This window comes from Aeromonas sp. 600774, from assembly GCF_049175075.1.
GTDB lineage: Bacteria > Pseudomonadota > Gammaproteobacteria > Enterobacterales > Aeromonadaceae > Aeromonas > Aeromonas veronii_A.
Genome location: NZ_JAAKUJ010000005.1, coordinates 159,360 through 184,688, shown reverse-complemented (window position 1 = coordinate 184,688; position 25,329 = coordinate 159,360). Strand labels below are relative to the sequence as shown.

The following is a 25,329-nucleotide window of genomic DNA, read 5'->3' as shown; positions in this document are numbered from 1 at the left end:
TTCAAGGAGTTATCAAGATGAAAAAAGCAGTCGTGGTTTTCAGCGGCGGTCAGGACAGCACTACTTGTCTGGTGCAGGCATTAGCCCGGTATGATGAAGTGCACGCCATCACCTTCGACTATGGCCAGCGCCATCGGGAAGAGATCGACATCGCGCGTCGTCTGGGCAGTGCACTGGGGATTGCCGCCCACAAGGTGATGGATGTAACGCTGCTCAATGAGCTGGCGGTCTCTGCCCTGACCCGTGACGACATTCCTGTCAGCTGCGCGCTGCAGGATAACGGGCTGCCCAACACCTTCGTGCCGGGCCGCAATATCCTGTTCCTGACGCTTGCCTCCATCTATGCCTATCAGGTGGGTGCCAAAGCGGTGATCACCGGTGTCTGCGAGACCGATTTCTCCGGCTATCCCGATTGCCGTGACGAGTTCGTCAAGGCCCTCAATCAGGCGGTGTCGCTCGGGCTGGATCGCGGCATCCGTTTTGAAACTCCCTTGATGTGGCTCGACAAGGCTGAAACCTGGGCGCTGGCGGATCACTATGGTCACCTCGACACGGTACGCCAGCAGACTCTGACCTGCTACAACGGCATTGCCGGTGACGGTTGCGGCACGTGTCCTGCGTGTGAACTGCGCAGTCGCGGCCTGAACAACTATCTGGCCGACAAGGCGGGCATCATGGCCAGACTGTTTGAGAAAACCGGGCTGGGCGAGAAAAGCGCAGAGTGAGCCTGCGTCTTGCCGTGGCTTGGGGTATAATCCGCGACTTTTGCAACAAGCCGTGATCGAGATGCACTACCCAATCAACGAGATTTTCCAGACCATCCAGGGGGAGGGCATCTTTACCGGCCTGCCCGCCATCTTTGTTCGCCTGCAGGGTTGCCCGGTGGGCTGCCCCTGGTGCGATACCCGTCATACCTGGGTTGTTGATCCGGCTCGTGAAGTGGGTAAGGAGGCGGTACTTGATCGTTCCAACGAATCCGATTGCTGGAGCCAACTCAGCACCGCGCAGATTATCAAGAGCTTTGCCGATCTGGGTTATCAGGCTCGCCATGTGGTGATCACCGGTGGCGAGCCCTGCCTCTACGATCTGTACGAACTCTCGTCAGCCCTGCTGGCGGCGGGTTATCAGGTGCAGATTGAAACCAGTGGCACCAGCGAGATCAAGACCCATGAGCAGACTTGGGTGACCGTCTCCCCCAAAATCGGCATGAAAGGAGGGCTGCCTGTACTGGTTTCTGCGTTGGAGCGGGCCAACGAGATCAAGCATCCGGTGGCGACCGAGCACCATATTGAAGAGCTGGATGCGCTGCTCGCGACCGCAACTCTGCGCCCGGACGTGGTCATTGCCTTGCAGCCGATCAGCCAGAAACCACGGGCCACTCAATTGGCGATGGATACCTGTATCGCGCGTAACTGGCGACTCTCAATCCAGACTCATAAATATCTGGATATCGATTAATATGGATTGGCTATCCGACGAACAGGTACTGCTGACCCTGACCAACAAGATGCCTTACGGTAAATATCAGGGGCGGCGTATCATAGATATTCCCGAGCCCTATCTGGTGTGGATGGCGCGCAGCGGTTTTCCGGCGGGCAAATTGGGCCAGACACTGGCGCTGGCTTACGAAATCAAACTCAATGGGCTCGAGTCCATGATTATTCCCATTATTAACAGGATGTCGGTATGAGAATATATACGAGGCAGGGCGACAAAGGCATGACCCGGCTGGCCGATGGTATCCCATTGCCCAAGGATCATTTGCGGGTCGAGACCTACGGTTATATCGATGAGCTCAACTCCCATATTGGCTTGCTAATTTGTGACATCCCGTCGCAAGAGGTCGGCTTATTGGCTGATTTACAGCTGTTGCAACAAGAGTTGTTTGATCTGGGGGGGGAGTTGGCATTCTCCAGCGATGCCCAGAATGAAGCAATTTGGCAAGTTAATGCCGCCTGGACCACTCGCCTTGAACAGCAGATAGATCGTTATAGCGAGTCATTGCCACCGCTGCGCCAATTTATATTGCCGGGTGGTTCCCGTGCCGCGGCGCAAGCGCATGTGGTGCGTACTCTGGTGCGTCATTGCGAGCGCTTGCTGCTGACATTGAGCCGGGAAGAGCGTGTCAATCCCGAGGTCCTGCCCTATCTGAACCGGATGAGTGACTGGTTCTTTACCGTTGCCCGCTATCTCATCTGCATGGCAGGGGGGCGTGAAGTGCTGTGGGTCAAGGCTGCAGATCGACCGCAATCGGCTATCTGACATTTCACATTTAAGCGCTAATAAAAAACCTCGCCTTGGCGAGGTTTTTTATTAGCAACGAGATTGAGATCAGATAGCAAAGTCTTCCAGTGATTTGCCTGCTGCCACTGCGCTGGCAATAGCCGAAGGCATACGGCCTTGGCCCGTCCAGGTTTTCTCTACGCCATTATCCTGATAGCGGTATTTGGCTGGCCGTGGTGCTCGCTTTGTTTTTTCGGTCTTGCCAGATGTTGTTGCAACGGCATTGACCAGCTCGGCTGGGTCTATGCCGGCAGCTTTCAGCATTTCGCTATATTCGTTGATTTTTCGCTGATGTTCTTCGCGAGCTTGACGGGCGGCAGCTTCGTCTTGCTGGCGCTCGGCTACGATAGTGGAGAATTTATCCAGCGCCTCTTCCAGTTGTTCCAGAGAAAGTTCGCGGCAGGTAGCACGCAGACTGCGGATATTAAGCAGTACCTTTAAAAATTCATTCATAGGAGTTACCACGTCGAGTCAGAGAAAAATATTATGTTCCAGCTGATTCTTGCTTGGTGATTTAAATAAGTCAAGCCGGGTTAAATATAATATCCGTGGGGAACATCAATACAGAGATTTAATATGGCCAGCAATAGGCTTGGTGATTGGATGCCAATGAAGCCGCAGTAGGTGAAAATAGCGTCAAAGCTGGCGTTGTTGCATCATTTGACTACCATTTTACGACCTTGGTCTGTTTATCATGACTATTTAATCAAAAAACTTGCTATAAGCTACCATCTCGATAAAATGTGCATCGAATACCTTTAAGTAGAGGCGCGCTGCCTATGAGTATTTGTGCGGAGGGTGATGCCTGTGATGCACAAGGAAAGGAGTCAGCGCCGAAGTGGCCAGGCCATCATACCGGGCTGCTGGTTCTGCATCTAATAGGTGCAGGACTGCCATAGTCATCCACTATGGAGCGCTACCTGAAGGGGCTGAGGAGTATAACCTCCCCATAGGTTTTGTTTCTTTAGATCCTCTCGGTAGATCTCCACCTGTAATCTTTAGGTGCAAAGAGATCATGGACATTAGTCATTTCGCCGACTCCGGTTGGTCCGTTCTTCCCCCCCTGTTGGCTGTCGCGCTGGCGATCCTGACCCGCCGCGTACTGTTGTCCCTTGGTGTGGGCATCGTCACCGGCAGTTTGCTGCTCAATCAGTTTTCGCCCCTCGAATCCCTGCATTACATGTTGAATACCGTGCTCAAGATCTTCTGGGTCGATGGTGCGCTCAATCGTGACAACGTCAACATGATCCTGTTTATGCTGCTGCTGGGCGGCCTCATCAGTCTGATGAGCGTCTCCGGGGCGACCCGTGCCTTTGCCGAGTGGGCCGAGCGTCGTGCCAAGACCCGCAAGGGCGCCAAAGCCCTGACTGGCATGATGGTGTTTGCCTTCTTTATCGATGACTTCTTCCACAGCCTGTCGGTGGGGGCAATCTGCCGTCCGGTCACCGACCGCTTCCAGATCTCCCGTGCCAAACTGGCCTATCTGCTGGACTCCACCGCGGCGCCGGTCTGCGTGCTGATGCCCATCTCCTCTTGGGGCGCCTATATCATCGCCCTGGTGGGCGGCATCATGGCGGCCCACGGTCTGACCGAACAGAGCCCCATCGCGGCATTTGTCGAGATGATCCCGATGAACCTCTACGCCGTCTTCACCCTGATCATGGTGCTGGTGGTGATTGCATTCCAACTCGATATCGGCCCGATGCGTCAACACGAAGCGTGGGCGCTGGAAGGCAAGCTGTGGGATGAGTCCAAGGGCCGCCCCATCGGTCTGGATATGGAGAGCCCGGAGGAGAGCAACGGCGGCATGATCGACATGGTACTGCCGATCCTGACCCTGACCGCCGCCACCATCTATTTCATGATCGATTCCGGTGCTGCGGTGCTGAGCGAGAAAGGGCTGCCGTTCAGCGTGCTCGGTTCGTTCGAAAATACCAACGTCGGCTCTTCGCTGGTCTACGGTGCCCTGTGCAGTCTGGTGGTCTCCATCGGTCTGGCGATGCGCCTGAAGCTGGGTGCCAAGAACTGGATCAAGGCCGCTCCGCAAGGCGTCATGGCCATGCTGCCAGCCATCAACATCCTGCTGTTTGCCTGGACTATCGGTGCCGTGGTGCGCGACGTTGAGACCGGCAAGTACCTGGCTTCGCTGGCTAACGGTAACCTGCCGATCGAAGTGCTACCTGCCGTGGTCTTTATCCTCTCCTGTGCCATGGCGTTTGCTACCGGTACCAGCTGGGGTACCTTCGGCATCATGCTGCCGCTGGCCGGCGACATGGCTGCCGCCAGCGACATCAGCCTGATGCTGCCGATGCTGGCGGCGGTACTGGCTGGCTCGGTGTTCGGGGATCACAGCTCACCCATCTCCAGCACCAGCATCCTCTCTGCCACCGGTGCCGGTTGCCATCACATCGATCACGTGATGACCCAGCTGCCCTATGCACTGGCCATCGCCTTCGGTGCGGCCATCGGTTACCTGGCAATGGGCTTGATGCACTCCAGCCTGGCCGGTTTCAGCGTCAGCGCCCTCTGGTTCGTGCTCTTTACCAGCTATCACCTGAAAAAGGCCAAAGCGCGGCCAGAGCTGGCCACCGCGTAACATTTATAGAGCAAGGGGCCCGCGGGCCCCTTGGTTTTGTCAGGGGCTTTGGTTAGCATGCGCCCCATAAATTCAGTTTCGGAACAGTATCATGGCTTCACTGCACTACAAATTTGCCACCATGAATTCAGGCAAATCCACCCAGCTCATTCAGGCGCACTTCAACTATCTGGAGCGGGGCATGCATCCTCTGGCGATGACGCCAGCCATCGATGACCGTTTCGGGGTCGGGGTGATCAGTGCCCGGGTTGGCCTTGAACTGAAGGTTGACGTGTTCAGCGACAGCTGCGATCTGTTTGAAATGGTGAAAGAGCGCCATGCGAAGAAACATATCGATGTTTTCATCGTGGACGAGGCCCAGTTCCTGACCCGTGAGCAGGTCTACCAGCTGGCCCGCATCGTCGATGAGCAGGATATTCCGGTGATGGCCTATGGCCTCAAGACCGATTTTCGCGGCGAGCTGTTCCCCGGTTCCTACCATCTGCTCTGTCTTGCCGACAAGTTTGAAGAGCTGAAGAGCATCTGCTGGTGTGGCAACAAGGCTCACATGAACTCCCGGGTCAATGAAGCGGGGCAGGTGATGCGTGATGGCGAACAGGTGGAGATCGGCGGCAACGATCGCTATGTGTCGCTCTGTCGCAAACACTATCTCGAAGGTCGGGCCTACAAGTAATTCGGCTGCGATATTTGAATCGTCGAGAAGGGCGCCAATCTGGCGCCCTTTTTATATTCCCCAACTTCTATCGCTGTGGTTCAGTCGATCTCGATATCCACCGGCGCAATGATGGGGTCGGCCACCGGCAGGCGTTGAAACAGCTGGCGAAAATGGTGCTGTACCCGGCCTATATCGACCAGTGACATGCCGGAGGCAAAGCCGAACCAGACATAGAGGCCGGTGAGATCGCGAAACATCGGCGGCAAATAGCGGGGAGCGGCGATCAGCCCCTCCAGATAGTGCTGATAGAGCACCGGAATGTCATCCAGTGTCACCTTGCCGACAAACAGCATCGGCAGGATCTCGGGCACCCCTTCCAGCACGGCGCTGCGGATGAAGTTGACCGTCTCCACATAGCCACGCACGTAGGAGAGATCCTTAGTAAAGCAGGCACCGCCGCCCACCATGCCGCCACGAAAGACCCGCTGGGTGATCTTGTAGGCGTCGTGCTCGCTGGTGCCCTGCTGCACGAAATGCTGAAACACCTCGATAAAATCGGCGCCGCGCTCGGCCATGTCGATGGCCATCACCCGATCGGAGATGCGCTTGGCCCGATCCGGAAAGGAGCTGAAGGTGAGGGTCTCTATCAGGACAGCCAGCCCCTCCTGACAGGCGGTGATCCGCGGTGAACCTGCGCTCAGCCAGGTGGCATAGGGCTGCTGGCGACCGTTGAGGGTGGTGCCGACATGGACCCAGCCCTCGTGTACCTCCAGCACCTGCAAGTCCAGCTCGGAGAAACGGGCGTGGGAGTTGAGCTTGATGTAGTCGCCACCGGCAGCGGCATCGGAGACGATGCCATCGCTCAGCTTCACCTGCACAGTGCCGTCACTGAAGTAGCTCGACAGCTTGCCCTGCAGTTTGGCGACCGCGGCTTCTCCTTCGAACTCCTTGGGGTAGGGGCGCACCAGATGGCGCGCGCCGGGCAGGGAGAAGATATCGCACAGGCGGGCGCCCAGCTCCTTGAGGGTCTTGCGATCCCCACGCAGGTGATCGCTGGCAGAGCCATAAAGCAGCTGGCTGTAACGCTGAAAATCGGGTTGGCCGCGCTGGCGCAGCATCTCGATCACCACCATGTACTGATCGACCGTCTCTTGCAGGATCCGGCCAAGATCGTCCTGTGGCCCCAGCTTTCTGCGGATCCGGTCCCGCAGCTCCTTGAGCTCCAGATACTTGTTGCGCGGATCGAAGCCGAGGGGGAGGGCATCATAGAAGTGCCTGTCGATAGCGGGCAGCTCCCTGCCACCGCTTGCCAGAAAGCGATCCTGCAGATGGCGTGGCCATTTGATGGCATCCAGAATGCGGATGGGTTTTTGCAGGGTGAGCAGCTCATCCGAGAGTGATTTCAGATGAAGGCGATACTTTTCTTGGATAGTCATGGGGCCCCCTGTGGGGCAAGCGTCGTCGTGGATTTGGCTGAGTATATGCATAGCGCTTGCCAAAAAGAAGCGAGCCGCAGGGTTATCGGGTTGGCGTGCTTTTTGTTGATAGCAAATTGGTTTAGACTGCGCCCCTTGATCCCAATCTTGTCGTGGAAATGATGAATATCCCCAGCTCCGAAATGATAATGCGTTGGTTGCAACAGGCTCGTATCGAGCACTATGTCTGCGACCAGTGTCACGGTATCCACATTGTCTCTTTGCAGTCGGTCGATGGTATTCAGGAGAGCCGGATCTTCGTGGAAGAGGAAGGCCTGCTGTTCTCCTCCGAGCTGGAAGTGCGCCCCTCCGCAATGCTGCCGCTGGTTGCCGAACTGGGCCGACTCAATATGCAGTACCCCTCCCTCAAGGTGTTCCTCGATATCATCGATGACAACCTGCCGCGGCTGGTGGTCGGCCACACCGTCTTTACCAAGGCCGGACTCAGCGTCGAGCAGTTCCTGCTGTTCGTGCAAAGCACCATCGCCGCCACCCACGAATTGGTTGCCGAATGCGAACGTTCCGGCTTCCTCAACCTGCCGGAAATTCAGGTTGCACCGGAATCTGTGCATTAAGTGTTCGAACGGTTCGCCAGGTGAAAAAAGCCGTTGACGCGGGCGGGGCTTTCCCCTAAATTACGCCCCGTTCCAGCGCAACAGCGTAGCGAACACCGTGTTGGCTGAACACGTTAAACCACAGACCAAAATTTGGTGAGGTGTCCGAGTGGCTGAAGGAGCACGCCTGGAAAGTGTGTATACGGCAACGTATCGAGGGTTCGAATCCCTCCCTCACCGCCACATTGCAAAGCCCTGATGGAAACATCAGGGCTTTTTGCTTTCTGGCGCAATCCCCGCGTGGTTGCTGGCATAGGAATGCAAATCCTCATTGTTGATAGCCCAGCATCTGGCTGAACCTCTTGGGCAATCGTAGTGAAAAGCCTCGGTGACTTTGACGCCACGGCCAACCCATTGGTCGATCCTTTTAAAGTTTCCGCCCAATTCAGTAAAAGGGCCTCTCGCAAGAGAGGCCCTGCTCGGTACTTGAAAGGCATTCCGTGGTGATACGGGTTAATGCTCCACAGTCAGCGGATCCGGGGGCAGGTTCAGATGCTTGGTGATGGCCTGATAGAGCTGGGGGTAGTTATCGTCAAAATGGTGTCCTCCCGGCAGGGTGACGGTGGTGACGTTGGGTTGGTTGAGACGGGGGCAGAGGCGGTCGCCGTTATCGTCATCGGCTCCTTGCAGGCAGAGCATCGGCAGGTCGCGGATGGTTTTCACCTGCGGTTCGGTCGGGTAGCTGCGCACCTTGTGGGTCAGCATATCGCTGACGTGGATCTCGAAGTCCGAGCTGGTGGAGGGGGAGAGCATCACGGCCCCGACCAGCCCCTGACGATAGTGCTCCGGCAACCGGTTGATGACGAAGGGGACAATTTCGGCACCAAACGAGAAGCCTACCAGCAGCCAGTGAGGGCGCTGCCAGCGAGTCTGGTAATCATTGAGGATCCGCTCCAGATCGGCGGTCACCTGCTCCGGGGTTTTCTTCTTCCAGTAGTAGGTGAGGGAGCTCCAGCCCACGACCGGCATGCCGTGCAGCTGAAACTGGGCGCTCAACCCCTTGTCGAGGGCTGCCCAGCCACCATCGCCGCTGAGAAAGATCACCATGGGGGCGTCGGATGGCTGCTTGACCGGCAGCTCAATCAGGCTCAGGTCATCCTTGACCGGGGCGGCGTGCGCCGCAAAAGATGAAACGGGCAGTACGAGACTGAGTAACAGCAATATCAGGGATCTCATTGGCCATCCTCCTATTTCTTGATCAGCCCTAGCGGGCCGCGGCTAATCAGGGTGATCAGGTGAGTCAGGGTTCTGGGCAGTACCAGCTTGCTGCTGCAGAGCAGGTAGCGGGGTTCCCAGCGGGGCGAAAATTTCTCCTTGTAGCGTCTGAGCCCCTGAAAGTTGTAAAAACGGCTGCCACGCACAAACAGGGTATTGCCAAGGCGGGCCCAGTAGCTGTTGAGCGGGTGATCGTTGAAGCCGGACATGGGGGCCATCCCCAGATTGAAGCTGGCGTACCCTTGCGCCTTACCCCACAGCAGCAGCTCGACAAAGAGAAAATCCATGATGGGGGCGGTGCCGGTATCCAGGCTGTAGCGCATCAGATCGATGGAGAGCATCTCCTTGTTATCGCTCACCCAGAGGTTGGCAAAGCCGACAATCTGCCCCTCGTGCCATACCAGCGCAGCCGGGCTCAAGGTCAGGTAGTCAGGCTCGAAGCGGCCGACCGAGAAGCCCTTCTCCTTGCCCATCTTGCTCTGCAGCCAGGTATCTGAGACGGTCTGCAATCTGGGCAGCAGGGGGGCCACGGCACCTGCCTCGACTACCTCGAAGGTCAACCCTTCCCGCTTGCCCTTGGCGTGGCTCTGGCGCAGGCCGCGCAGGCGGCTGCCCGCCAGATCGAAGGTAGCCAGATCGACCATCGCCTCTTCACCAAGCTTGAAGGGGATCAGCCCCAGCTCCAGATAGAGCGGCAGATAGCGGGCCGAGACCTGATAAAAGACCGGATTGGCGTCGTGTTCATCGCATCGCTCGCGAAATTGCCAGAGCAGCTCTTCGATCTGCTCGGGGCGACCGACCGGATCCCCCATCACAATCCAGCTGTTGCCCTCGATGCCATACATCAGGAAGGCGTCACCGGCGGGGTGGAACAGCAGGGACTTGTCCTGCAACTGGGCCAGATAGCCGTGGATCCCCCCTTCGCGCACCACCAGCTCGTGAGCGCGCGCCAGCGTCTCCTTGTCCGGCTTTTCGCCGACCATGCGCAGCGGCGCAAGCAGCTGGGCAACCCCGGCAACGGCCAGCACGGCCACCACGCTCCCCATGGCGCGCAGGCCGCGGGCCGCCCCACCGTGGGGCGAGAAGTGGAACCAGAGGGCGTGGTCATACTCCACCTGACGATAGGAGAAGAGCAGCAGCCACAGCGCCCCCAGCAGCACGGCGCCGACCGAAATGAGCCAGCTCGGGGTGTACTGGGGATAGAGCAGCGACCCCTTGCGATAGAAGAGGGCGCGGCAGGGGGTCATGATGAGCAGTAAGCTGCCGAGCAGCAGGGCTGACTCCCAGTCTCCACCCTTGAGCAGGGAGAAGGCGATACCCAGAGCCAGCAGCAGCTGGGTGGTGCGAAACGCGGCGTCGTGACGGCGATAGAGGCTGCGAGCCAGCAGGATCAGGAGGATACCGCTCACGCTGCCGAGCACGTGGGAGAGCTCCAGCAGATGGAGCGGCAACACCTGCAGCCAGACTTCAATGTGGCTGCGCATGGTCGGGATCATCCCCGAGCAGAGCAGCAGGCTACCGGCGGCGAAGGTTCCCATGCTGATAAGGGCGGGCAGAAATTCGCGTACTGCGCTCATCAGCCCCTGTAGCCGCTGCCAGCGCGCTTTTTGTTGCAGCATCTCCTGACTCGCAAAGAGCAGCAGGGCACAGAGAAAGGGAAGCAGATAATAGATGCAGCGGTAGAGCAGCAGCGAGGCGAGCAGCTTGTCGGCTGGCAGGTAGTGAGCCAGCAGCAGGCTCATGCTCGCTTCGAACACGCCGATCCCACCCGGCACGTGGGCCAGTACCCCGAGGAAGCTTGCCAGCACGAAGGCACTGAGCAGCACAGGGTAGGGGACGCTATCTGCGGGTAACAGCACGAACAGTACGGCGGCGGCGGCCATCCAGTCAGCCAGCGCGACCAACAGCTGCAACAGACGAACCTTGACGCCGGGCAGGATCAGGCTGTGTTCGCGCCAGGAGAGACGTGGGGCGGGCCAGCAGAGGTAGCAGGCCACTAACAGCAGAGCCATGACGCCCGCCAGCCTGAGCAGAGTATCTGCCCATTGCGGCCAGTCAGGCAGCAACTGTGATACATCGCAGGTCAGTAGGGCGCCACCTCCCCACGCCAGCAGGCCGAGGAAAAAGGTGATGGAGCAGAACAGCACCACGCGGGCCACTTCTCCGGTGGTGAGCCCCAGTGCGGAGTAGAGGCGATAGCGTACCGAGGTGCCGGTCAGCAGGGCAAATCCCAGGGTGTTGGAGAAGGTGTAGGCGATAAAGGAGGTGATGCTGACCTGTTGCCAGGGAAGGCGCTTGCCCAGCGCATGGAGCGCCAGCATGTCATAGCTGCAGAGGCAACCATAACTGAGCAGGGTCAGCAACAGGGCGCCTGCCAGTCTCTGTAGGGGTTGGGACCAGATGGCCGCACGAATATCGTGCCAGTGCCATGCCTGAGTCAGGTGATACAGCACGGTCAGTGCGGTGCCGAGCAGCAGCAAGCTGCACAAGGGGCCTAGCCATTTAAGCAGATGACGCCACATGCCATGTTCCTGTGGTCATTGACCGTTTCCCGCAAAGGGGGAGCCGGGTCGTGGATCCGGTTTGGACGAGGGAGGCGCTCGTCAGGAAAATTTCGGGAAGAGATGGAAAGGGAGGCGTCAGCCTCCCTTGGTGCTATCAAGTGACCAGCTGGATCACTTGGTTTTCGGCGCGACTTTGACGGCAGGGGTCTTGGCGTGGGTGGCTTTATGGTGTTTTTTCACCACCTTGGTCTGGGTCGCCTGCGGTGTGGCTGTCTTGGTCGGGGTGGCCGCCATGGTGAAACCGGAAGTGAGGGCGAAAACGGCTGCCAGGGTCAGAGGAATGATCTTTTTCATGTTCAATTTCCTTATTCGGTTTGATGTTATGGAGCGTTCTCCATGACAGTCATCCTATGACGGTTGCGGCGACCCTTCAGTGAGCACTTGGTGACGGTTTGTATCCAAATGTACAGGCAGGGTGAGGCAGAAGCGGGCGCCGTGGTCACTGGCCAGCAACGCCACATCCCCCCCGTGATGACGGGCAATGCTGCGCACGATTGCCAGTCCCAACCCGGTGCCGCCGGTGCGACGATCCCGGCTCTGATCAAGGCGCACGAATGGTTCGAAGATCTGGGGCGCCAGCGCCGGATTGATCCCCGGTCCATCGTCGCTCACCTCCAGCAGATAGTTCTCCTGCAGCCGCGAGATGGAGAGGGTAACCTCGCTCTCGGCGTAGCGCAGGGCATTGCCGATGAGGTTCTCCACCGCGCGCGTCAGCAGACGCTGATCGCCGCACCAGGGCATGTGACGTGGCGGCAGATCGAGGGTGAGCTTCTTTTCGGGGGCCAGCGCTTGCCAGTCGCCGAGATGCGCTTGTGCCCAGTTGCTGAGCTCCAGCTCGTCGCGCTGCAACGGCAGTTCGGGTCTATCCAGCTTGGCGTAGGTGAGCATCTCTTCGATCAGGGCGTCCAGCGCTCCCAGATCTCGCTCCAGCGCCTGCTGCTCCTGCTCGGCCGGGGCAGGATCGAGCATGGCAAGCCGATAGCGCAACCGGACCAGCGGGGTGCGCAACTCGTGGGCGATGGCATCGGTCAGTTGCTTGCGGCTGGCAATCATGGCCTGCAATTGGGTCGCCATTTGATCGAAGGTGTGTCCCACCCGGGCCAGACTGCTGCCCGGTGGCAGATTGGTTCGGCAGGAGAGATCCCCATCGCCTACGCGACGTGCGGTTTGCTCCAACTGTTGCAAGCCGCGCCAGTGGGGACGCAGCCACAGAAGGATGGGCAGGCCGAGAGAGAGGCCGATCACCAGCAGCAGCCCCACATCGACCCAGTGCAGCTCGTGCAGGTAGGAGAGGTAGGGTACAGGGCCGACAATCAGCACCCGGTCGGTATCGGGGATGCGCTGCAGGAAGGTGTCATCTTCCTCGACGATGACAATGTTGCCAGCAGCCAGAAAGGCCTGATCCTCGCTGGCCAAGGGCTGGCGCACCAGCTCGCCGATCTTGAGGGGGAGGGTAAACTGACTGCTCTGCTCGGCCAGTCGATCGGGCCAGCGCTCTGGCGGGGTTCTTGCCAACTCGCCGGTTAACAGGCCAAGAGAGCCCTGCATCATGCGTTCGAGATAGCGATCACCCGCCCGTTCGGCGGTCACCTGATAGACCACGCCAACCAGCAGGACGGCCAGGGTGAAGCAGCCGATCAGCAACAGATAGAATTGGATAAAGAGACGGCGCATGGCGGTGCTCCCGAAAGAGGGTTATTCCCAGGCGTGGGGGACGAAGAGGTAGCCTTTCTGGCGCACCGTCTTGATCCGGGTCGGGTTGTCGGGGTTATCACCCAGTTTGCGGCGCAGGCGGGAGATGGCCACATCCATGCTGCGATCTTGACCGTCGTACTCCCGGCCGCGCAAGCTGCGAAAGAGGGCTTCCCGACTCAAGATTTGGCCCGCGTGGCAGGCGAGCTCCCACAGCAGATCAAAGTCGGCGGTCGAGAGGGCAATGCTCTCGCCATCGAGCCGCACATCTCGTCCCGGACCATCCACCCGCAGCCGACCAAATTGCAGCTGCTGGGGAACGCTGCTGGTGGCTGCCGGTTGGGTTGGTGTTTGCTGGTGCTGGCGAAATTGCACCCGAAGTCGGGCCAGCAGCACCGGCGGTGGTGTCGTTTTGAGGATGTAGTCGTTGGCGCCCAGCTCCAGACTCAGGATCTGGTTCATGTCGCTATCCAGCGAGGTGAGCATTACGATGGGGCCGTCGAAGCGTGGCCGAAGATTCCGACAGAGGGACATGCCATCTTGCCCCGGCAACATGATATCGAGCAGCACCAGATCGGGCTGTTCGGCCTCGATCCGGGCCAGCGCCATGTCCCCTCTGGGCTCAAGGATCACGTCCATATCGTGGCGGCCGAGCCAGCTGCTGATGAGCTGGCCAATCTCGGGATCATCTTCGACAAAAAGAATGCGTTGCATAGAAAAGCTCCAACGGGAAGCAGGAGAGAGGAAGAGCGATCAGCATATCAATGGCGCTTGGGAAATACAGAAAAAGAACCGGGCAGGCTGGTGCGTGGGGGAGTGTGGCTGTGTGTATCGATGGGGAGGCGCGAATCGTGACAAATGGGCATAGCCGCGTTTATCGGTCTGGAGGATGGCCTTGTAGACAAGGCATGGCACAGCCGAGCGCAAAACAAAAAACCGGCCAAGGCCGGTTTTTCGCGGAGCAGACCAGAATGTCACTGCACCAAGTCGATGGACATCACCTTGCGGCGATTATCGACAGAATAATGGGGTGGCTGATGGGGCTCGAACCCACGACAACCGGAATCACAATCCGGGACTCTACCAACTGAGCTACAGCCACCACTGAAATTTTCATCAACACTCGCCAATCCAGAAGAATAAGGAGAGCATCAATGGCGCGCCCTGCAGGATTCGAACCTGCGACCCACGGCTTAGAAGGCCGTTGCTCTATCCAACTGAGCTAAGGGCGCTTTGTATCAACACGTCTTGACGACAAGTTGATGAACATGGTCGGTGATAAAGGATTCGAACCTTTGACCCTCTGGTCCCAAACCAGATGCGCTACCGGGCTGCGCTAATCACCGAAAATCCCTGACCAGCATATCGACATGAGTCGTACTGGGCAACGGGCGGGCATCATAGCCAAGCGTAAGGGCCAGCGTCAACGACTTTTTCCCCCAGTAAATTCAAGTGCCTACTTATTGCCCGCTACAGGTATGGCGTGCGTCTGCCGCTAACATCCCGGCTAAAAAAATGCGACAATGCGCGGCAGTTGAACACATGGTGAGTGGAGAACGATGTCTGCCAAAATCATAGATGGAAAACAGGTTGCGCAAACGATTCGCAGCCAGGTCGCGGCGCAAGTCCAACAGCGGTTGGCGGCAGGGAAACGGGCTCCAGGGCTGGCAGTCATTCTGGTGGGGGCGGATCCCGCCTCTCAGGTTTATGTCGGCAGCAAACGTCGGGCGTGCGAGGAGGTGGGTTTTCTCTCCCGCTCCTATGATCTGAGTGCAACCGCCAGTCAGGAAGAGCTGCTGGCGCTGATCGACCAGTTGAATGCGGATAGCCACGTAGATGGCATTCTGGTTCAGCTGCCGTTGCCGGATCACTTTGATACCACTCAGGTGTTGGAGCGGATCCAGCCTGACAAGGATGTAGATGGATTCCACCCGTATAACGTCGGCCGTCTGGCCCAACGTATTCCGGCGCTGCGCCCCTGCACTCCGAAAGGGATCATGACGCTGATCGAGACCACCGGCGTGAAGACGCACGGTCTGCATGCTGTCGTGGTGGGAGCGTCCAACATAGTGGGGCGTCCCATGACCCTCGAATTGTTGCTGGCGGGCTGCACAACCACGACCTGCCATCGTTTTACGCGGGATCTGGAAGAGCAGGTACGCCGTGCCGATCTGTTGGTTGTTGCGGTTGGCAAGCCCAACTTCATTCCTGGGGAGTGGATCAAACCGGGGGCACTGGTGATCGATGTGGGCATCAACCGTCTGGCTGATGGCTCGCTGGTCGGGGATGTAGAGTTTGAGACGGCGCGCAGCCATGCCGCCTTCATTACCCCGGTACCCGGTGGCGTGGGCCCGATGACGGTCGCCAGCCTGATGGAAAATACCCTGATCGCCTGTAGTGAATATCACGACTGATCATGGCTGGTGATAACCCTGTGATCCCGTGAGGAGGCAGGATTCGCCAGAAATCTGACAATAAAAAACCGGTTGCTCAGAGAGGAACCGGTTTTTTATTTATCCAACGGGCGTTATTTACATATTTTGTGCTTCGTTTGGCACAATCACAGAGGCGTGATTTCCTTTCGGCCCCTGTTGCAGTTCAAAATTGACAGCCTGACCCGCTTTCAGGGTCTTGTAGCCCTCCATTTGAATCGTGGAGTAGTGAGCGAAGATATCCTCACCGCCCCCTTCCGGACAGATAAACCCAAATCCTTTTGCGTTGTTAAACCACTTAACTGTGCCGGTTGCCATACTTCTACATCCTTTTATTGATTACCCAGAAGTCGTTGAGTAACCTGCGCCAGCCCTTTATAACTAGGGACATGGGCCCATAGCAGACGGGCACAGATTAGCAAGTAACCAATCTAGTCTAACTTTTGAGCGAGTCAAGAAGTTGTTAACAGCTGATGTGATCTGGTTAACAAGTCTATTGACAACCTTGTGTTAGACGGTAGTAATCTAGAGGTACCGAAGCGCGATTATGAGCAAGCAGAAAGAACTCTTTGCTAATGAAGAGATTGCAGAAGCAGAGAAAACAAAGCTGCAGCCGCCACCCATGTATAAGGTTGTGTTGAACAACGATGACTACACGCCCATGGAGTTTGTGGTGGAGGTGCTGCAAAAGTTCTTTGGTATGGATTTGGACAAGGCGACTCAGGTCATGCTGAGTGTGCATTATAGTGGTAAGGGTGTCTGCGGCATGTTTACCGCAGAGATCGCCGAAACCAAGGTTGTCCAAGTCAACACCTATGCACGTAACAACGAACATCCACTGCTCTGTACTATGGAAAAGGCTTGAATCTGATGACTTGATGGCGAGTGTGACACCACATTGTAGCTGTACTAGGGGAGGTGCCTATGTTGAATAAAGATCTAGAAAAGACGCTGAACGAGGCTTTCAAACTGGCCCGTGACGAGCGCCACGAATTCATGACCGTCGAGCACCTGTTGTTAGCCCTTCTGGATAACAGTTCAGCCCATGAGGCGCTGAGCTCCTGTGGTGCCGATGTCGAGCAGATGCGCAAGGAGATCCGCGCATTCATCACCCAAACTACTCCGCTCATACCGCGCGATGATGAAGATCGTGAAACCCAGCCGACACTGGGCTTCCAGCGCGTGTTGCAGCGTGCCGTCTTCCATGTGCAATCCTCCGGCAATACCGAAGTCAGCGGCGCCAACGTGCTGGTCGCTATCTTCAGTGAGCAGGAGTCACAAGCTGCCTATTTCCTGAAAAAAGCCGAGATCAGCCGTCTCGACGTCGTCAATTTCCTCTCCCACGGTGTGCGCAAGGACAGCAAGCCGGATCTCGGCAGCAATAACAATCCCGAGTCTGATGATGATGTCTCGGCCGCACAGATTGAGAGCTTTGCCACCAACCTGAACCAGCTGGTGCTGGAAGGGCGTATCGATCCGCTCATCGGCCGTGATCAGGAGCTCAATCGTACCATTCAGGTGCTCTGCCGCCGTCGCAAGAACAACCCGTTGCTGGTGGGTGAAGCGGGCGTGGGGAAAACAGCCATTGCCGAAGGGCTGGCCTATCGCATCGTCAAGGGTGATGTCCCCGAGGTGATTGCGGGCAGTACCATCTATTCGCTGGATATGGGTTCTCTGCTGGCGGGCACCAAATACCGCGGTGATTTCGAGAAGCGCCTCAAGGTTCTGCTCAAGCAGATTGAGCGTCAGGAAGGGGCGATCCTCTTTATCGACGAGATCCATACCATCATCGGTGCCGGTGCTGCTTCCGGTGGTCAGCTGGATGCGGCCAACCTGATCAAGCCGCTGCTCTCCAATGGTTTGCTCCGCTGTGTCGGCTCCACCACCTATCAGGAGTACGCACAGATTTTCGAGAAAGACCGTGCACTAGCCCGTCGCTTCCAGAAGATCGATATTGTCGAGCCAACTATCGATGACACGACCCGTATCCTGATGGGGCTCAAGAGCCGCTACGAGGCTCACCATGGAGTACGTTACACCGTCAAGGCAATCCGTGCCGCGGTGGAGTTATCCGCCAAGTACATCAACGATCGTCACTTGCCAGATAAGGCGATTGATGTGATTGATGAGGCAGGGGCTGGCCAGCGATTGTTGCCGGCGAGCAAGCGCAAGAAAGTGATCAATGTGCAGGAGATAGAAACCATCGTTGCCAAGATTGCCCGTATTCCGGAAAAATCGGTCTCCTCCTCCGATAAAGAGGTGCTTAAGAATCTGGAGCGCAACCTCAAGATGGTGGTCTTTGGTCAGGACAAGGCCATTGAGGTGCTGACGGATGCTATTCGCCTCTCACGCTCAGGTTTGGGTAATGAGCGTCGTCCAGTTGGTTGCTTCCTGTTTGCCGGTCCCACCGGTGTCGGTAAAACAGAGGTAACTCAGCAGTTGGGCAAGGCGTTGGGAGTCGAGGTGTTGCGCTTTGATATGTCCGAGTATATGGAGCGCCACACCGTTTCTCGTCTGATCGGGGCACCTCCCGGTTATGTTGGCTTTGAACAGGGCGGTTTGCTGACTGATTCGGTGATCAAGCATCCTCACTCGGTGGTGTTGCTCGACGAGATTGAGAAGGCACATCCGGATGTGTTCAACCTGCTGTTGCAGGTGATGGACAACGGTACCTTGACCGATAACAACGGGCGTAAGGCGGATTTCCGTAACGTCATCTTGGTGATGACTACCAACGCCGGTGTGCAGGAGACCCAGCGTAAATCGATTGGCTTCCAGCAACAGGATTTGAGCCACGATGCCATGGCGGTGATCAACAAGACCTTCAGCCCGGAGTTTCGTAACAGGCTTGATCACACCATCTGGTTCAACCATCTCGATATGACGGTGATTCATCAGGTTGTCGACAAGTTCATTGTCGAGTTGCAGGTTCAACTGGATGCTAAAGGGGTCTCTCTCGAGGTGTCCGAGCGTGCTCGCCACTGGTTGGCAGAGAAGGGATATGACAGAGCCATGGGCGCCAGACCGATGGGTCGGGTGATCCAGGAGCACCTCAAGAAACCCCTGGCCAACGAGATCCTGTTCGGTTCACTGGTTGACGGGGGAATTGTGAAGGTTGAGTTGGTAAATGACAGCCTCAGCTTTGATTTTCAGGTCAATGTTGAAGCTGTTTCCCACTAAGCGTCAGCGATCAGAAAACGACAAAAAACCCCAACCGAAAGGTTGGGGTTTTTTGCTGAATTCCTGGCTTAGCGAGAGCGGAAAACAATACGTCCCTTGGAGAGATCGTAGGGAGTCAGTGCTACCGTTACTTTGTCTCCAGTCAGGATACGAATGTAGTTTTTGCGCATCTTGCCTGAAATATGAGCGATAACCACGTGACCATTCTCCAGTTCCACACGGAACATGGTATTGGGCAGGGTTTCGAGAATAGTGCCCTGCATCTCAATACTGTCTTCTTTAGCCATTGAATCCTCTTGATAAGCCACAACAAAAAACCGCTGGATCATGCCGGATTTAAGGCTATGTGTAAAGTTTACTCGGGCTTGCTATCGATATTTTTCCATTCTCCATGGATGAGAACCTCGTGAGGGAGGTAATTGCGCTTGTAATTCATCTTGCGGCACTCCTCTACCAGATAGCCGAGATAGAGCCAGCTTCGCCCGGTTCTCCTGGCCAGATCAAGTTGGCTCAATATGGCAAAGGTCCCCAGAGAGCGGTCGGCATAATCGGGGTCAAAAAAGGTATACATGGCGCTGAGTGAGTGGGGTAGCAGGTCTGTGGTGGCGACACCGATCAGGCGTCCCTCCTTGCGCATCTCCAAGTATAGCGGCGGCATCCAGTCACAATGGAGAAACCCGCGATACTGGCTGCGGTTGGGGGGATACATGCTGCCATCGTGATGGCGTTCGCAGATATAGCGTTCGTAGAGCAGGTAATACTCGGGCTTGTCATCGTAGCTCAGGACAATCTCGATATCTTTGTTAAGCTGGCGGATCCGTTTCTGGCCGCGGCTGGGGCGAAAGCGCTCGCTGTGAATACGAAGGGACTGGCAGGCATGGCACGCCGGGCAGTGGGGGCGATAGATGTCGTTGCCACTGCGGCGAAAACCGGCAGTCAACAATCGCTCGTAACCGTTGGCGTTGAGCAGATTGTGATCCATCAGCACCAGCAACTGCTCCTGTTCATGGTCCAGATAACTGCAGGGATGCTTGGGAGTCAGCCCTACTTTTAGGATCACTTCTTCAGTCATAGGCTGATTTCCCCCTCTTGCCAGCAGGAAGCCAATAGTGGTTGATGGCCAAGGCGTGCCAGTTCGGCCAGAAAACGGGCCCTTGGCCACTCCTCGATACCCAGGGTCGCCAGAAACGGGTTTTGCATCTGGCAATCGATGAGGGCGCCGCGATGGCGGGCGAAGTGGCGACAGAGTGCCACCATGGCAAGTTTGGCTCCGTTATCAATCCGGCTGAACATGGATTCACCGCAAAACAGTCGGCCGATAGATAGGCCATACAGTCCCGCTTGCAGCTCTCCCTCCTGCCAGATCTCGATAGAGTGGGCATGACCCAGCCGGTGCAACTGCTGGTAGGCCTCGATCATGGGTTGGCTGATCCAGGTGCCATCGGCAGTGCGACGAGGGGCGGCGCAGGCGGTAATGACTTCATTAAAGGCGCGATTGACGGAAATATCGAATGGGGTACGGCGGATAATCTTCTGCAGTGTCCGCCCCACATGGAGTTGGTCGGGACGGATCACCCCGCGGGGATCCGGTGACCACCACAGGGTCGGTTGGTGGGGTTCATTCCACGGGAAGATCCCCTTGTGGTAAGCTGCCAGCAATCTGGCAGGGGAGAGATCCCCGCCGATCGCCAGCAAGCCGTTGGGCTCTTCCAGCGCATGGCTGGGGTCGGGAAACCAGCAAAGCTCATCATCCAGTTGGGTAAGATAGCGAGACATAAGGCAACGAGGTTCATAGATGAAGGCCATTATCCTGATAGTATCCAGCTTGCTCTGCTTTGTCACGGCGCCCGCCGGGGCGGAGGTCTACCAGCGCAATACCGCGCGGCCGGTCAATCAGGTGGTGTTTGGTCAGGTCGAAACGGTGCGTAATATTACCCAGCGCCAGATCCTGGAGTCCGAGCACTCTGGCTGGAAGACGCTGGGTGGTGCCGTGTTGGGCGGTCTGCTGGGCAACCAGTTTGGCGGCGGTCATGGCCGTGAAATCGCCACCGCCGTCGGCGCGCTCGCAGGTGCTGCAGCTGCGCAGCAATACCAGTCCGGGGGAACCGTGGTGGAAAACAAGTTGGTGGAGCTGCTGATCCGCAACGAGCAAAATGCCCTTATCAACGTGATCCAGGATTATGATCCCGCCATGGTCTTTGCCAATGGGGACAAGGTGCGCATTCTCTATTTCGATGATGGGGTGCGGGTCGACAAGACTTACTGACTTTCGATAGTCATGATGATGGGGGATTGTGGCAGGAAAGAAACCCGCAGACTCTCTTGCTGGAAAGTCTGTCGGGCGGTAATACACGGGACTGATGCCCTGAGGGTTCAGATAGCTGTCTCTTGAGAGACTATCTTGTCGCGGCCGGTGTTCTTTGCCTGATAGAGCAGCCGATCCGCTACGCTCAGCGCCTCGTCCATGGATATCCGCCCGACGCTGATCACGCCGTAACTGGCGCGAACGAAGAGCGGGGTTTCCGGTGACAAGGGTTGCTGGCGCAGCTGCTGACGCAGCCCTTCAAGACGCTTGATCAACACGGGGACGGTACAGTGGGGTACCATCATGGCAAATTCCTCTCCGCCAAACCGTGCGATCATGGCATCGGGGAAGAACTGGGTCAGCTGGCGGGTCAGATGGCAGAGCAGCTGATCGCCGATGGCATGGCCCCAGTGATCGTTGACCTGCTTGAAGTGATCCACATCGAGCACACAGAGTGCGAGAGGCGTCTGCTGATGCAGATGTTCTTCAAACCATTTTTGCCCTTCATTGAACCAGTAGCGACGGTTGTAAAGACCGGTCAGATAGTCACGATTGGCTGACTCCTGAATGCTGTTGAACTGCTCGAGCGCCTCCAGATTGTGGCTGACCCGACACTGCAGCTCTTCCGGCTCGAAAGGCTGGTTGAGAAAGTCGTTGGCGCCCTGCTTGAGGTAGCGAGCAGAGAGACCGCGTTTGTCCGAGACCGAGATCCCGATAATCGCCAGCTGCTGCTTGCTGTAACGCTCTCTCAGCATGCGCACCAGACTGATGCCATCAATATCCGGCATGTAGTAGTCGACCAGTGCCAGCCGGATGCCCGGGTGTTGCTCCAGTATCGCCATCGCTTCACTGGCATGACTTGCCTCATGCACCTGCAACAGCTGTTTGCGCAACTGAGCCATGGTGCGGTGACGGGAGGTGCGTGAATCATCGACCACCAGCACTTCGATGGACTGGTTGAGATAGAGACGGTGCACCAGACTGACGGCATATTGCAGCGAGTGGCGTGAATCCTTCATCACATAGTCCAGCACGCCGGTTTCCAGCCAGGCGGCACGTTTATCCTCACTGATGTCGGCAGTGAGGATCACAACCGGCAATCCGCGAGCCAGCAGCTCGTTGACCGCTTCTCCACGGGGCGCATCCGGCAAGGTCAAGTCCACCAGCGCGACCACATACTCCTCGCCCTGACAGTGACGGGCGCCTTCCAGGGTATCGAAGGCGTCAATCTCGAGGCCAGTTTGCTGGGCAATGGCCTGAGTCAGCATACGCCGAATGGTCAGGCTATCTTCGACAATCAATATCTTCTGTTTCATTAGACTCCTTAAATGAAAAAAGGCATACCGACTGGTATGCCTTATATCACAACTGCGCTTGTTTATTGCGCGTCGAGGTAGCGTTCGGCATCGAGGGCTGCCATGCAGCCGGTACCGGCCGAGGTGATCGCCTGACGGTAGTTGTGGTCGGCCACGTCGCCGGCAGCGAAGACACCTTCAATACTGGTCTGGGTGGCAAAACCGTCGAGACCGCCACGTACCTTCAGATAGCCGTTTTGCATCTCCAGCTGGCCATCGAAGATCTGGGTATTGGGCTGATGGCCGATGGCAATGAAGACGCCCATCAGCGGTAGCTCGCTGGTGCTGTTGTCCTGGGTGTTGCGCAGGCGCACACCAGTGACCCCCATCTGATCGCCCAGCACTTCGTCCAGAGTCTGGTGGGTGTGCAGCACGATGTTGCCGCTTTCGACCTTGTCGTGCAGACGCTTGATCAGGATCTTCTCTGCACGAAACTCGTCGCGGCGGTGGATGAGGTGCACCTTTTTGGCGATGTTGGCCAGATACAAGGCTTCTTCCACGGCGGTGTTGCCGCCGCCGATCACGGCCACTTCCTGATTGCGGTAGAAGAAACCGTCACAGGTGGCACAGGCGGAGACGCCGCGACCCTTGAAGGCCTCTTCGGAGGGCAGGCCCAGATACTTGGCGGAGGCGCCGGTCGCGATGATCAGGGCATCGCAGGTGTATTCGCCGTTGTCGCCCTTGAGGCGGAACGGGCGCTGTGTCAGTTCGACACTGTTGATATGATCAAACAGGATGCGGGTATCGAACTTCTCTGCATGGGCTTTCATGCGTTCCATCAGCGCTGGGCCGGTCAGACCTTCCGGATCACCCGGCCAGTTCTCCACTTCGGTAGTGGTGGTCAGCTGACCCCCTTGCTGCATGCCGGTGATGAGCAGGGGATTGAGGTTGGCGCGGGCGGCGTAGACGGCCGCGGTGTAACCGGCCGGGCCTGACCCTAAGATCAGCAATTTGCTGTGAGTGACTTGGCTCATGATGTCATTTCCGGGATGTGATGAGTTTGCGCGATTGTAGGTAATTCGTGATCCGGGGTCAAAGGCTGGTGAGTCGATTGCACTAATCGTGTTCACAAGGGGTGACATGCAAAATAAAGGGATAAAAAAAACCGCCCATCGCGGGCGGATTTTCACTCATCTTCAGTTGGCGCAGGCCAGCGCAGATCAGTTCAGCAGGGTCAGGGGATCCGTGTAGGCAAGGTCATGTGCCACGGCCACTTCTTTGCAGGTGAGCTTGCCCTCCATCACGTTGAGCCCGTGCAACAGGTGGGGATCGCTCAGCAGTGCCTGGCGATACCCTTGCTGGGCCAGCTTGATGATAAAGGGGAGGGTGGCATTGTTGAGCGCCACGGTCGAGGTGCGGGCAACGGCCCCCGGCATGTTGGCAACGCAGTAGTGCACTACCTCATCGACGATAAATGTCGGATCTTCATGGGTGGTGGCGTGGGAGGTTTCCACACAGCCACCCTGATCGATGGCCACATCGACAATGGCAGAACCCGGCTTCATGCGCGCAATGTGGTCACGGCTGACAAGTTTTGGCGCAGTGGCACCCGGTACCAGCACGCCACCGATGACCAGATCGGCCGCTAGCAGATGGCGTTCCAGTGTTTCGCTATTGGAGTAGACCACCTTGGCGGCCCCCTGAAACTCGTTATCAAGGCGACGCAGGGTATCGACGTTGTTGTCGAGGATGGTCACATCTGCGCGCATACCGATGGCCATGCGCGCTGCATTAGAGCCTACTACGCCACCGCCGATGATCACCACCTTGGCCGGTTCGACACCGGGTACCCCGCCGAGCAACACCCCACTCCCGCCACGCGATTTTTCAAGCGCCTGGGCACCCGCCTGAATAGACATGCGTCCGGCCACTTCTGACATGGGAGCCAGCAGGGGGAGGCCACCACGGCCGTCGGTGACGGTCTCATAGGCGATGCAGATGGCACCGCTTTTCAGCAGGGCTTCGGTCTGGGGCAAATCTGGCGCCAGATGCAGATAGGTGAACAGGGTTTGACCCGGACGCAACATGGCACACTCGACAGGCTGAGGCTCCTTGACCTTGACGATCATCTCGGCTTTGGCGAAAACCTCTGCTGCAGAGGCCAAAATTTCGGCTCCGGCAGCGGTATAATCTGCATCGCTAAAGCCAATGCCGTTTCCGGCACCGCTTTGGACGAAAACAGTATGGTTTCGTGCTGTCAGTTCACGTACACTGGCCGGAACCATGCCTACGCGATACTCATGGTTTTTTATCTCTTTAGGTACACCGATAATCATGCTATCCCTCGTCTATCGATTGGTGGTTTATGTTGCCAAAATGTTAACCAACATTTGCGCCTAGTATATTCAGGTATTGACAGGATTTGTGACCATAATTATAAAATGAATGGTGATTCTTACCAAAAAATAGCCAAAGGATGGAATTAAATGATGGAAGCTAAGAGTCGGCTAAAGGATTTGGACAGGATTGACCGCAACATTCTCAATGAACTGCAAAAGGATGGCAGGATCTCGAATGTTGAGTTGTCCAAACGAGTTGGCCTGAGTCCCACACCGTGTCTGGAACGGGTTCGTCGCCTCGAGCGACAAGGGTATATCGAAGGGTATGCTGCGATTCTGAACCCTCATTATCTGGATGCGTCGCTGCTGGTTTTTGTAGAAATTACCCTCAACCGCGGTGCTCCCGATGTGTTTGAACAGTTCAACAAGGCTGTTCAGGTGCTCGAAGAGATCCAGGAGTGCCATCTGGTCTCGGGTGATTTTGACTATCTGCTCAAGACCCGGGTAAGCGACATGTCAGCTTATCGTCGCTTGCTGGGGGAGACCCTTTTGCGTCTGCCTGGGGTGAATGACACCCGCACCTACGTGGTGATGGAAGAGGTCAAGCAGAGCAGCCGTCTGGTGATCAGTACCCGATAACGCAGATTATGCCGTGGTATCTTTTCCATACGAGACACCATGACT

26 protein-coding genes, 4 tRNA genes and 1 riboswitch are annotated in these 25,329 nt (G+C 57.0%); of the genes, 13 read left to right on the top strand and 17 right to left on the bottom strand.

Annotation, left to right across the window (positions count from 1 at the left end):
• The first annotated feature begins 17 nt into the window (after positions 1-17).
• The 4 genes from queC to G5171_RS07600 all read left to right on the top strand — a co-directional run bounded on the left by queC (position 18) and on the right by G5171_RS07600 (position 2,262).
• Positions 18-725, top strand: coding sequence for a 7-cyano-7-deazaguanine synthase QueC (gene queC, locus G5171_RS07615; RefSeq protein ID WP_421251423.1), 708 nt, complete (start codon positions 18-20; stop codon positions 723-725).
• A 61-nt stretch (positions 726-786) separates the two neighbouring features.
• Positions 787-1,458, top strand: a complete 672-nt coding sequence (gene queE / locus G5171_RS07610) for a 7-carboxy-7-deazaguanine synthase QueE (protein WP_021231395.1) — start codon at positions 787-789, stop codon at positions 1,456-1,458.
• A gap of 1 nt (position 1,459) precedes the next feature.
• Positions 1,460-1,690, top strand: coding sequence for a DUF3820 family protein (locus G5171_RS07605; RefSeq protein ID WP_005337126.1), 231 nt, complete (start codon positions 1,460-1,462; stop codon positions 1,688-1,690).
• Positions 1,687-2,262: a cob(I)yrinic acid a,c-diamide adenosyltransferase gene (locus G5171_RS07600; protein WP_421251422.1), complete on the top strand. Its 576-nt coding sequence runs from the start codon at positions 1,687-1,689 to the stop codon at positions 2,260-2,262. The genes G5171_RS07605 and G5171_RS07600 overlap by 4 nt, the downstream gene beginning before the upstream one ends.
• A gap of 69 nt (positions 2,263-2,331) precedes the next feature.
• On the opposite strand, the gene G5171_RS07595 is transcribed toward G5171_RS07600, so the two are convergent.
• Positions 2,332-2,736 (bottom strand): H-NS family nucleoid-associated regulatory protein, encoded by a 405-nt coding sequence (locus G5171_RS07595; protein WP_005346461.1) that lies wholly within the window; start codon positions 2,734-2,736, stop codon positions 2,332-2,334.
• 302 nt (positions 2,737-3,038) lie between these two features.
• Positions 3,039-3,210, top strand: a riboswitch (Lysine riboswitch).
• 88 nt (positions 3,211-3,298) lie between these two features.
• On the opposite strand from G5171_RS07595, the gene G5171_RS07590 reads away from it, so the two are divergent.
• Both G5171_RS07590 and G5171_RS07585 read left to right on the top strand, forming a co-directional pair.
• A complete protein-coding gene (locus tag G5171_RS07590; RefSeq protein WP_069555733.1) occupies positions 3,299-4,879 on the top strand; it encodes a Na+/H+ antiporter NhaC family protein in 1,581 nt (526 codons plus the stop codon).
• A gap of 91 nt (positions 4,880-4,970) precedes the next feature.
• Entirely contained in the window at positions 4,971-5,552 is a 582-nt protein-coding gene (locus G5171_RS07585; protein WP_005337121.1) for a thymidine kinase, read from the top strand.
• Positions 5,553-5,632: 80 nt separating this feature from the next.
• On the opposite strand, the gene G5171_RS07580 is transcribed toward G5171_RS07585, so the two are convergent.
• The gene (locus tag G5171_RS07580; protein WP_005337120.1) at positions 5,633-6,970 is read right to left on the bottom strand and encodes a flavohemoglobin expression-modulating QEGLA motif protein; all 1,338 of its coding nucleotides are present in this window, start codon (positions 6,968-6,970) and stop codon (positions 5,633-5,635) included.
• Between the two features lie 158 nt (positions 6,971-7,128).
• Here G5171_RS07580 and G5171_RS07575 point away from each other — a divergent pair, with 158 nt between their 5' ends.
• Positions 7,129-7,584, top strand: a complete 456-nt coding sequence (locus G5171_RS07575; RefSeq protein ID WP_005337119.1) for a YbjN domain-containing protein — start codon at positions 7,129-7,131, stop codon at positions 7,582-7,584.
• 134 nt (positions 7,585-7,718) lie between these two features.
• Positions 7,719-7,806: transfer RNA gene (locus G5171_RS07570), tRNA-Ser, on the top strand.
• A gap of 270 nt (positions 7,807-8,076) precedes the next feature.
• On the opposite strand, the gene G5171_RS07565 is transcribed toward G5171_RS07570, so the two are convergent.
• The 8 genes from G5171_RS07565 to G5171_RS07530 form a co-directional block, all read right to left on the bottom strand.
• Positions 8,077-8,799: an AcvB/VirJ family lysyl-phosphatidylglycerol hydrolase gene (locus tag G5171_RS07565; RefSeq protein WP_421251421.1), complete on the bottom strand. Its 723-nt coding sequence runs from the start codon at positions 8,797-8,799 to the stop codon at positions 8,077-8,079.
• Between the two features lie 11 nt (positions 8,800-8,810).
• Entirely contained in the window at positions 8,811-11,360 is a 2,550-nt protein-coding gene (mprF, locus tag G5171_RS07560) for a bifunctional lysylphosphatidylglycerol flippase/synthetase MprF (protein ID WP_421251420.1), read from the bottom strand.
• A gap of 153 nt (positions 11,361-11,513) precedes the next feature.
• A complete protein-coding gene (locus tag G5171_RS07555) occupies positions 11,514-11,696 on the bottom strand; it encodes a hypothetical protein (protein WP_005337116.1) in 183 nt (60 codons plus the stop codon).
• Between the two features lie 54 nt (positions 11,697-11,750).
• Positions 11,751-13,076 (bottom strand): two-component system sensor histidine kinase RstB, encoded by a 1,326-nt coding sequence (gene rstB, locus G5171_RS07550; RefSeq protein WP_421251419.1) that lies wholly within the window; start codon positions 13,074-13,076, stop codon positions 11,751-11,753.
• A gap of 21 nt (positions 13,077-13,097) precedes the next feature.
• The gene (gene rstA, locus G5171_RS07545) at positions 13,098-13,808 is read right to left on the bottom strand and encodes a two-component system response regulator RstA (RefSeq protein ID WP_421251418.1); all 711 of its coding nucleotides are present in this window, start codon (positions 13,806-13,808) and stop codon (positions 13,098-13,100) included.
• Between the two features lie 312 nt (positions 13,809-14,120).
• Positions 14,121-14,196, bottom strand: a tRNA-His gene (locus tag G5171_RS07540).
• Positions 14,197-14,249: 53 nt separating this feature from the next.
• Positions 14,250-14,326: transfer RNA gene (locus G5171_RS07535), tRNA-Arg, on the bottom strand.
• Positions 14,327-14,363: 37 nt separating this feature from the next.
• A tRNA-Pro gene (locus tag G5171_RS07530) sits at positions 14,364-14,440 on the bottom strand.
• Between the two features lie 213 nt (positions 14,441-14,653).
• Here G5171_RS07530 and folD point away from each other — a divergent pair.
• The gene (folD, locus tag G5171_RS07525) at positions 14,654-15,508 is read left to right on the top strand and encodes a bifunctional methylenetetrahydrofolate dehydrogenase/methenyltetrahydrofolate cyclohydrolase FolD (protein ID WP_064338144.1); all 855 of its coding nucleotides are present in this window, start codon (positions 14,654-14,656) and stop codon (positions 15,506-15,508) included.
• Positions 15,509-15,625: 117 nt separating this feature from the next.
• Here the strand turns inward: folD and cspD are convergent, their stop codons facing one another.
• A complete protein-coding gene (gene cspD / locus G5171_RS07520) occupies positions 15,626-15,844 on the bottom strand; it encodes a cold shock-like protein CspD (RefSeq protein ID WP_005300025.1) in 219 nt (72 codons plus the stop codon).
• Positions 15,845-16,073: 229 nt separating this feature from the next.
• Here cspD and clpS point away from each other — a divergent pair, with 229 nt between their 5' ends.
• A complete protein-coding gene (clpS, locus tag G5171_RS07515; protein WP_005337111.1) occupies positions 16,074-16,391 on the top strand; it encodes an ATP-dependent Clp protease adapter ClpS in 318 nt (105 codons plus the stop codon).
• A 59-nt stretch (positions 16,392-16,450) separates the two neighbouring features.
• A complete protein-coding gene (gene clpA / locus G5171_RS07510) occupies positions 16,451-18,706 on the top strand; it encodes an ATP-dependent Clp protease ATP-binding subunit ClpA (RefSeq protein ID WP_216978969.1) in 2,256 nt (751 codons plus the stop codon).
• A 68-nt stretch (positions 18,707-18,774) separates the two neighbouring features.
• Here clpA and infA read toward each other — a convergent pair whose 3' ends face one another.
• The 3 genes from infA to aat form a co-directional block, all read right to left on the bottom strand.
• Positions 18,775-18,993: a translation initiation factor IF-1 gene (infA, locus tag G5171_RS07505; RefSeq protein WP_005300033.1), complete on the bottom strand. Its 219-nt coding sequence runs from the start codon at positions 18,991-18,993 to the stop codon at positions 18,775-18,777.
• A gap of 68 nt (positions 18,994-19,061) precedes the next feature.
• The gene (locus G5171_RS07500) at positions 19,062-19,778 is read right to left on the bottom strand and encodes an arginyltransferase (RefSeq protein WP_421251417.1); all 717 of its coding nucleotides are present in this window, start codon (positions 19,776-19,778) and stop codon (positions 19,062-19,064) included.
• Positions 19,775-20,482 carry a leucyl/phenylalanyl-tRNA--protein transferase gene (gene aat, locus G5171_RS07495; protein ID WP_019445527.1) on the bottom strand — a complete coding sequence of 236 codons (708 nt, stop codon included), beginning with the start codon at positions 20,480-20,482 and terminating at the stop codon, positions 19,775-19,777. Before aat ends, G5171_RS07500 begins: the two co-directional genes overlap by 4 nt.
• A 19-nt stretch (positions 20,483-20,501) precedes the next feature.
• Here aat and G5171_RS07490 point away from each other — a divergent pair, with 19 nt between their 5' ends.
• The gene (locus G5171_RS07490; RefSeq protein WP_005337104.1) at positions 20,502-20,972 is read left to right on the top strand and encodes a glycine zipper 2TM domain-containing protein; all 471 of its coding nucleotides are present in this window, start codon (positions 20,502-20,504) and stop codon (positions 20,970-20,972) included.
• Positions 20,973-21,079: 107 nt separating this feature from the next.
• Here the strand turns inward: G5171_RS07490 and G5171_RS07485 are convergent, their stop codons facing one another.
• The 3 genes from G5171_RS07485 to ald all read right to left on the bottom strand — a co-directional run bounded on the left by G5171_RS07485 (position 21,080) and on the right by ald (position 24,642).
• On the bottom strand, positions 21,080-22,327 hold the full coding sequence (locus tag G5171_RS07485) for a diguanylate cyclase domain-containing protein (RefSeq protein WP_216978965.1): 1,248 nt from the start codon (positions 22,325-22,327) through the stop codon (positions 21,080-21,082).
• Positions 22,328-22,389: 62 nt separating this feature from the next.
• Positions 22,390-23,340, bottom strand: a complete 951-nt coding sequence (trxB, locus tag G5171_RS07480) for a thioredoxin-disulfide reductase (RefSeq protein WP_005346409.1) — start codon at positions 23,338-23,340, stop codon at positions 22,390-22,392.
• Between the two features lie 186 nt (positions 23,341-23,526).
• Positions 23,527-24,642: an alanine dehydrogenase gene (ald, locus tag G5171_RS07475; RefSeq protein ID WP_216978964.1), complete on the bottom strand. Its 1,116-nt coding sequence runs from the start codon at positions 24,640-24,642 to the stop codon at positions 23,527-23,529.
• Positions 24,643-24,792: 150 nt separating this feature from the next.
• Between ald and lrp the strand changes: the two genes are divergently transcribed.
• Complete coding sequence (lrp, locus tag G5171_RS07470) at positions 24,793-25,284, top strand: leucine-responsive transcriptional regulator Lrp (RefSeq protein ID WP_005300047.1); 492 nt, start codon at positions 24,793-24,795, stop codon at positions 25,282-25,284.
• Positions 25,285-25,329 lie beyond the last annotated feature (45 nt).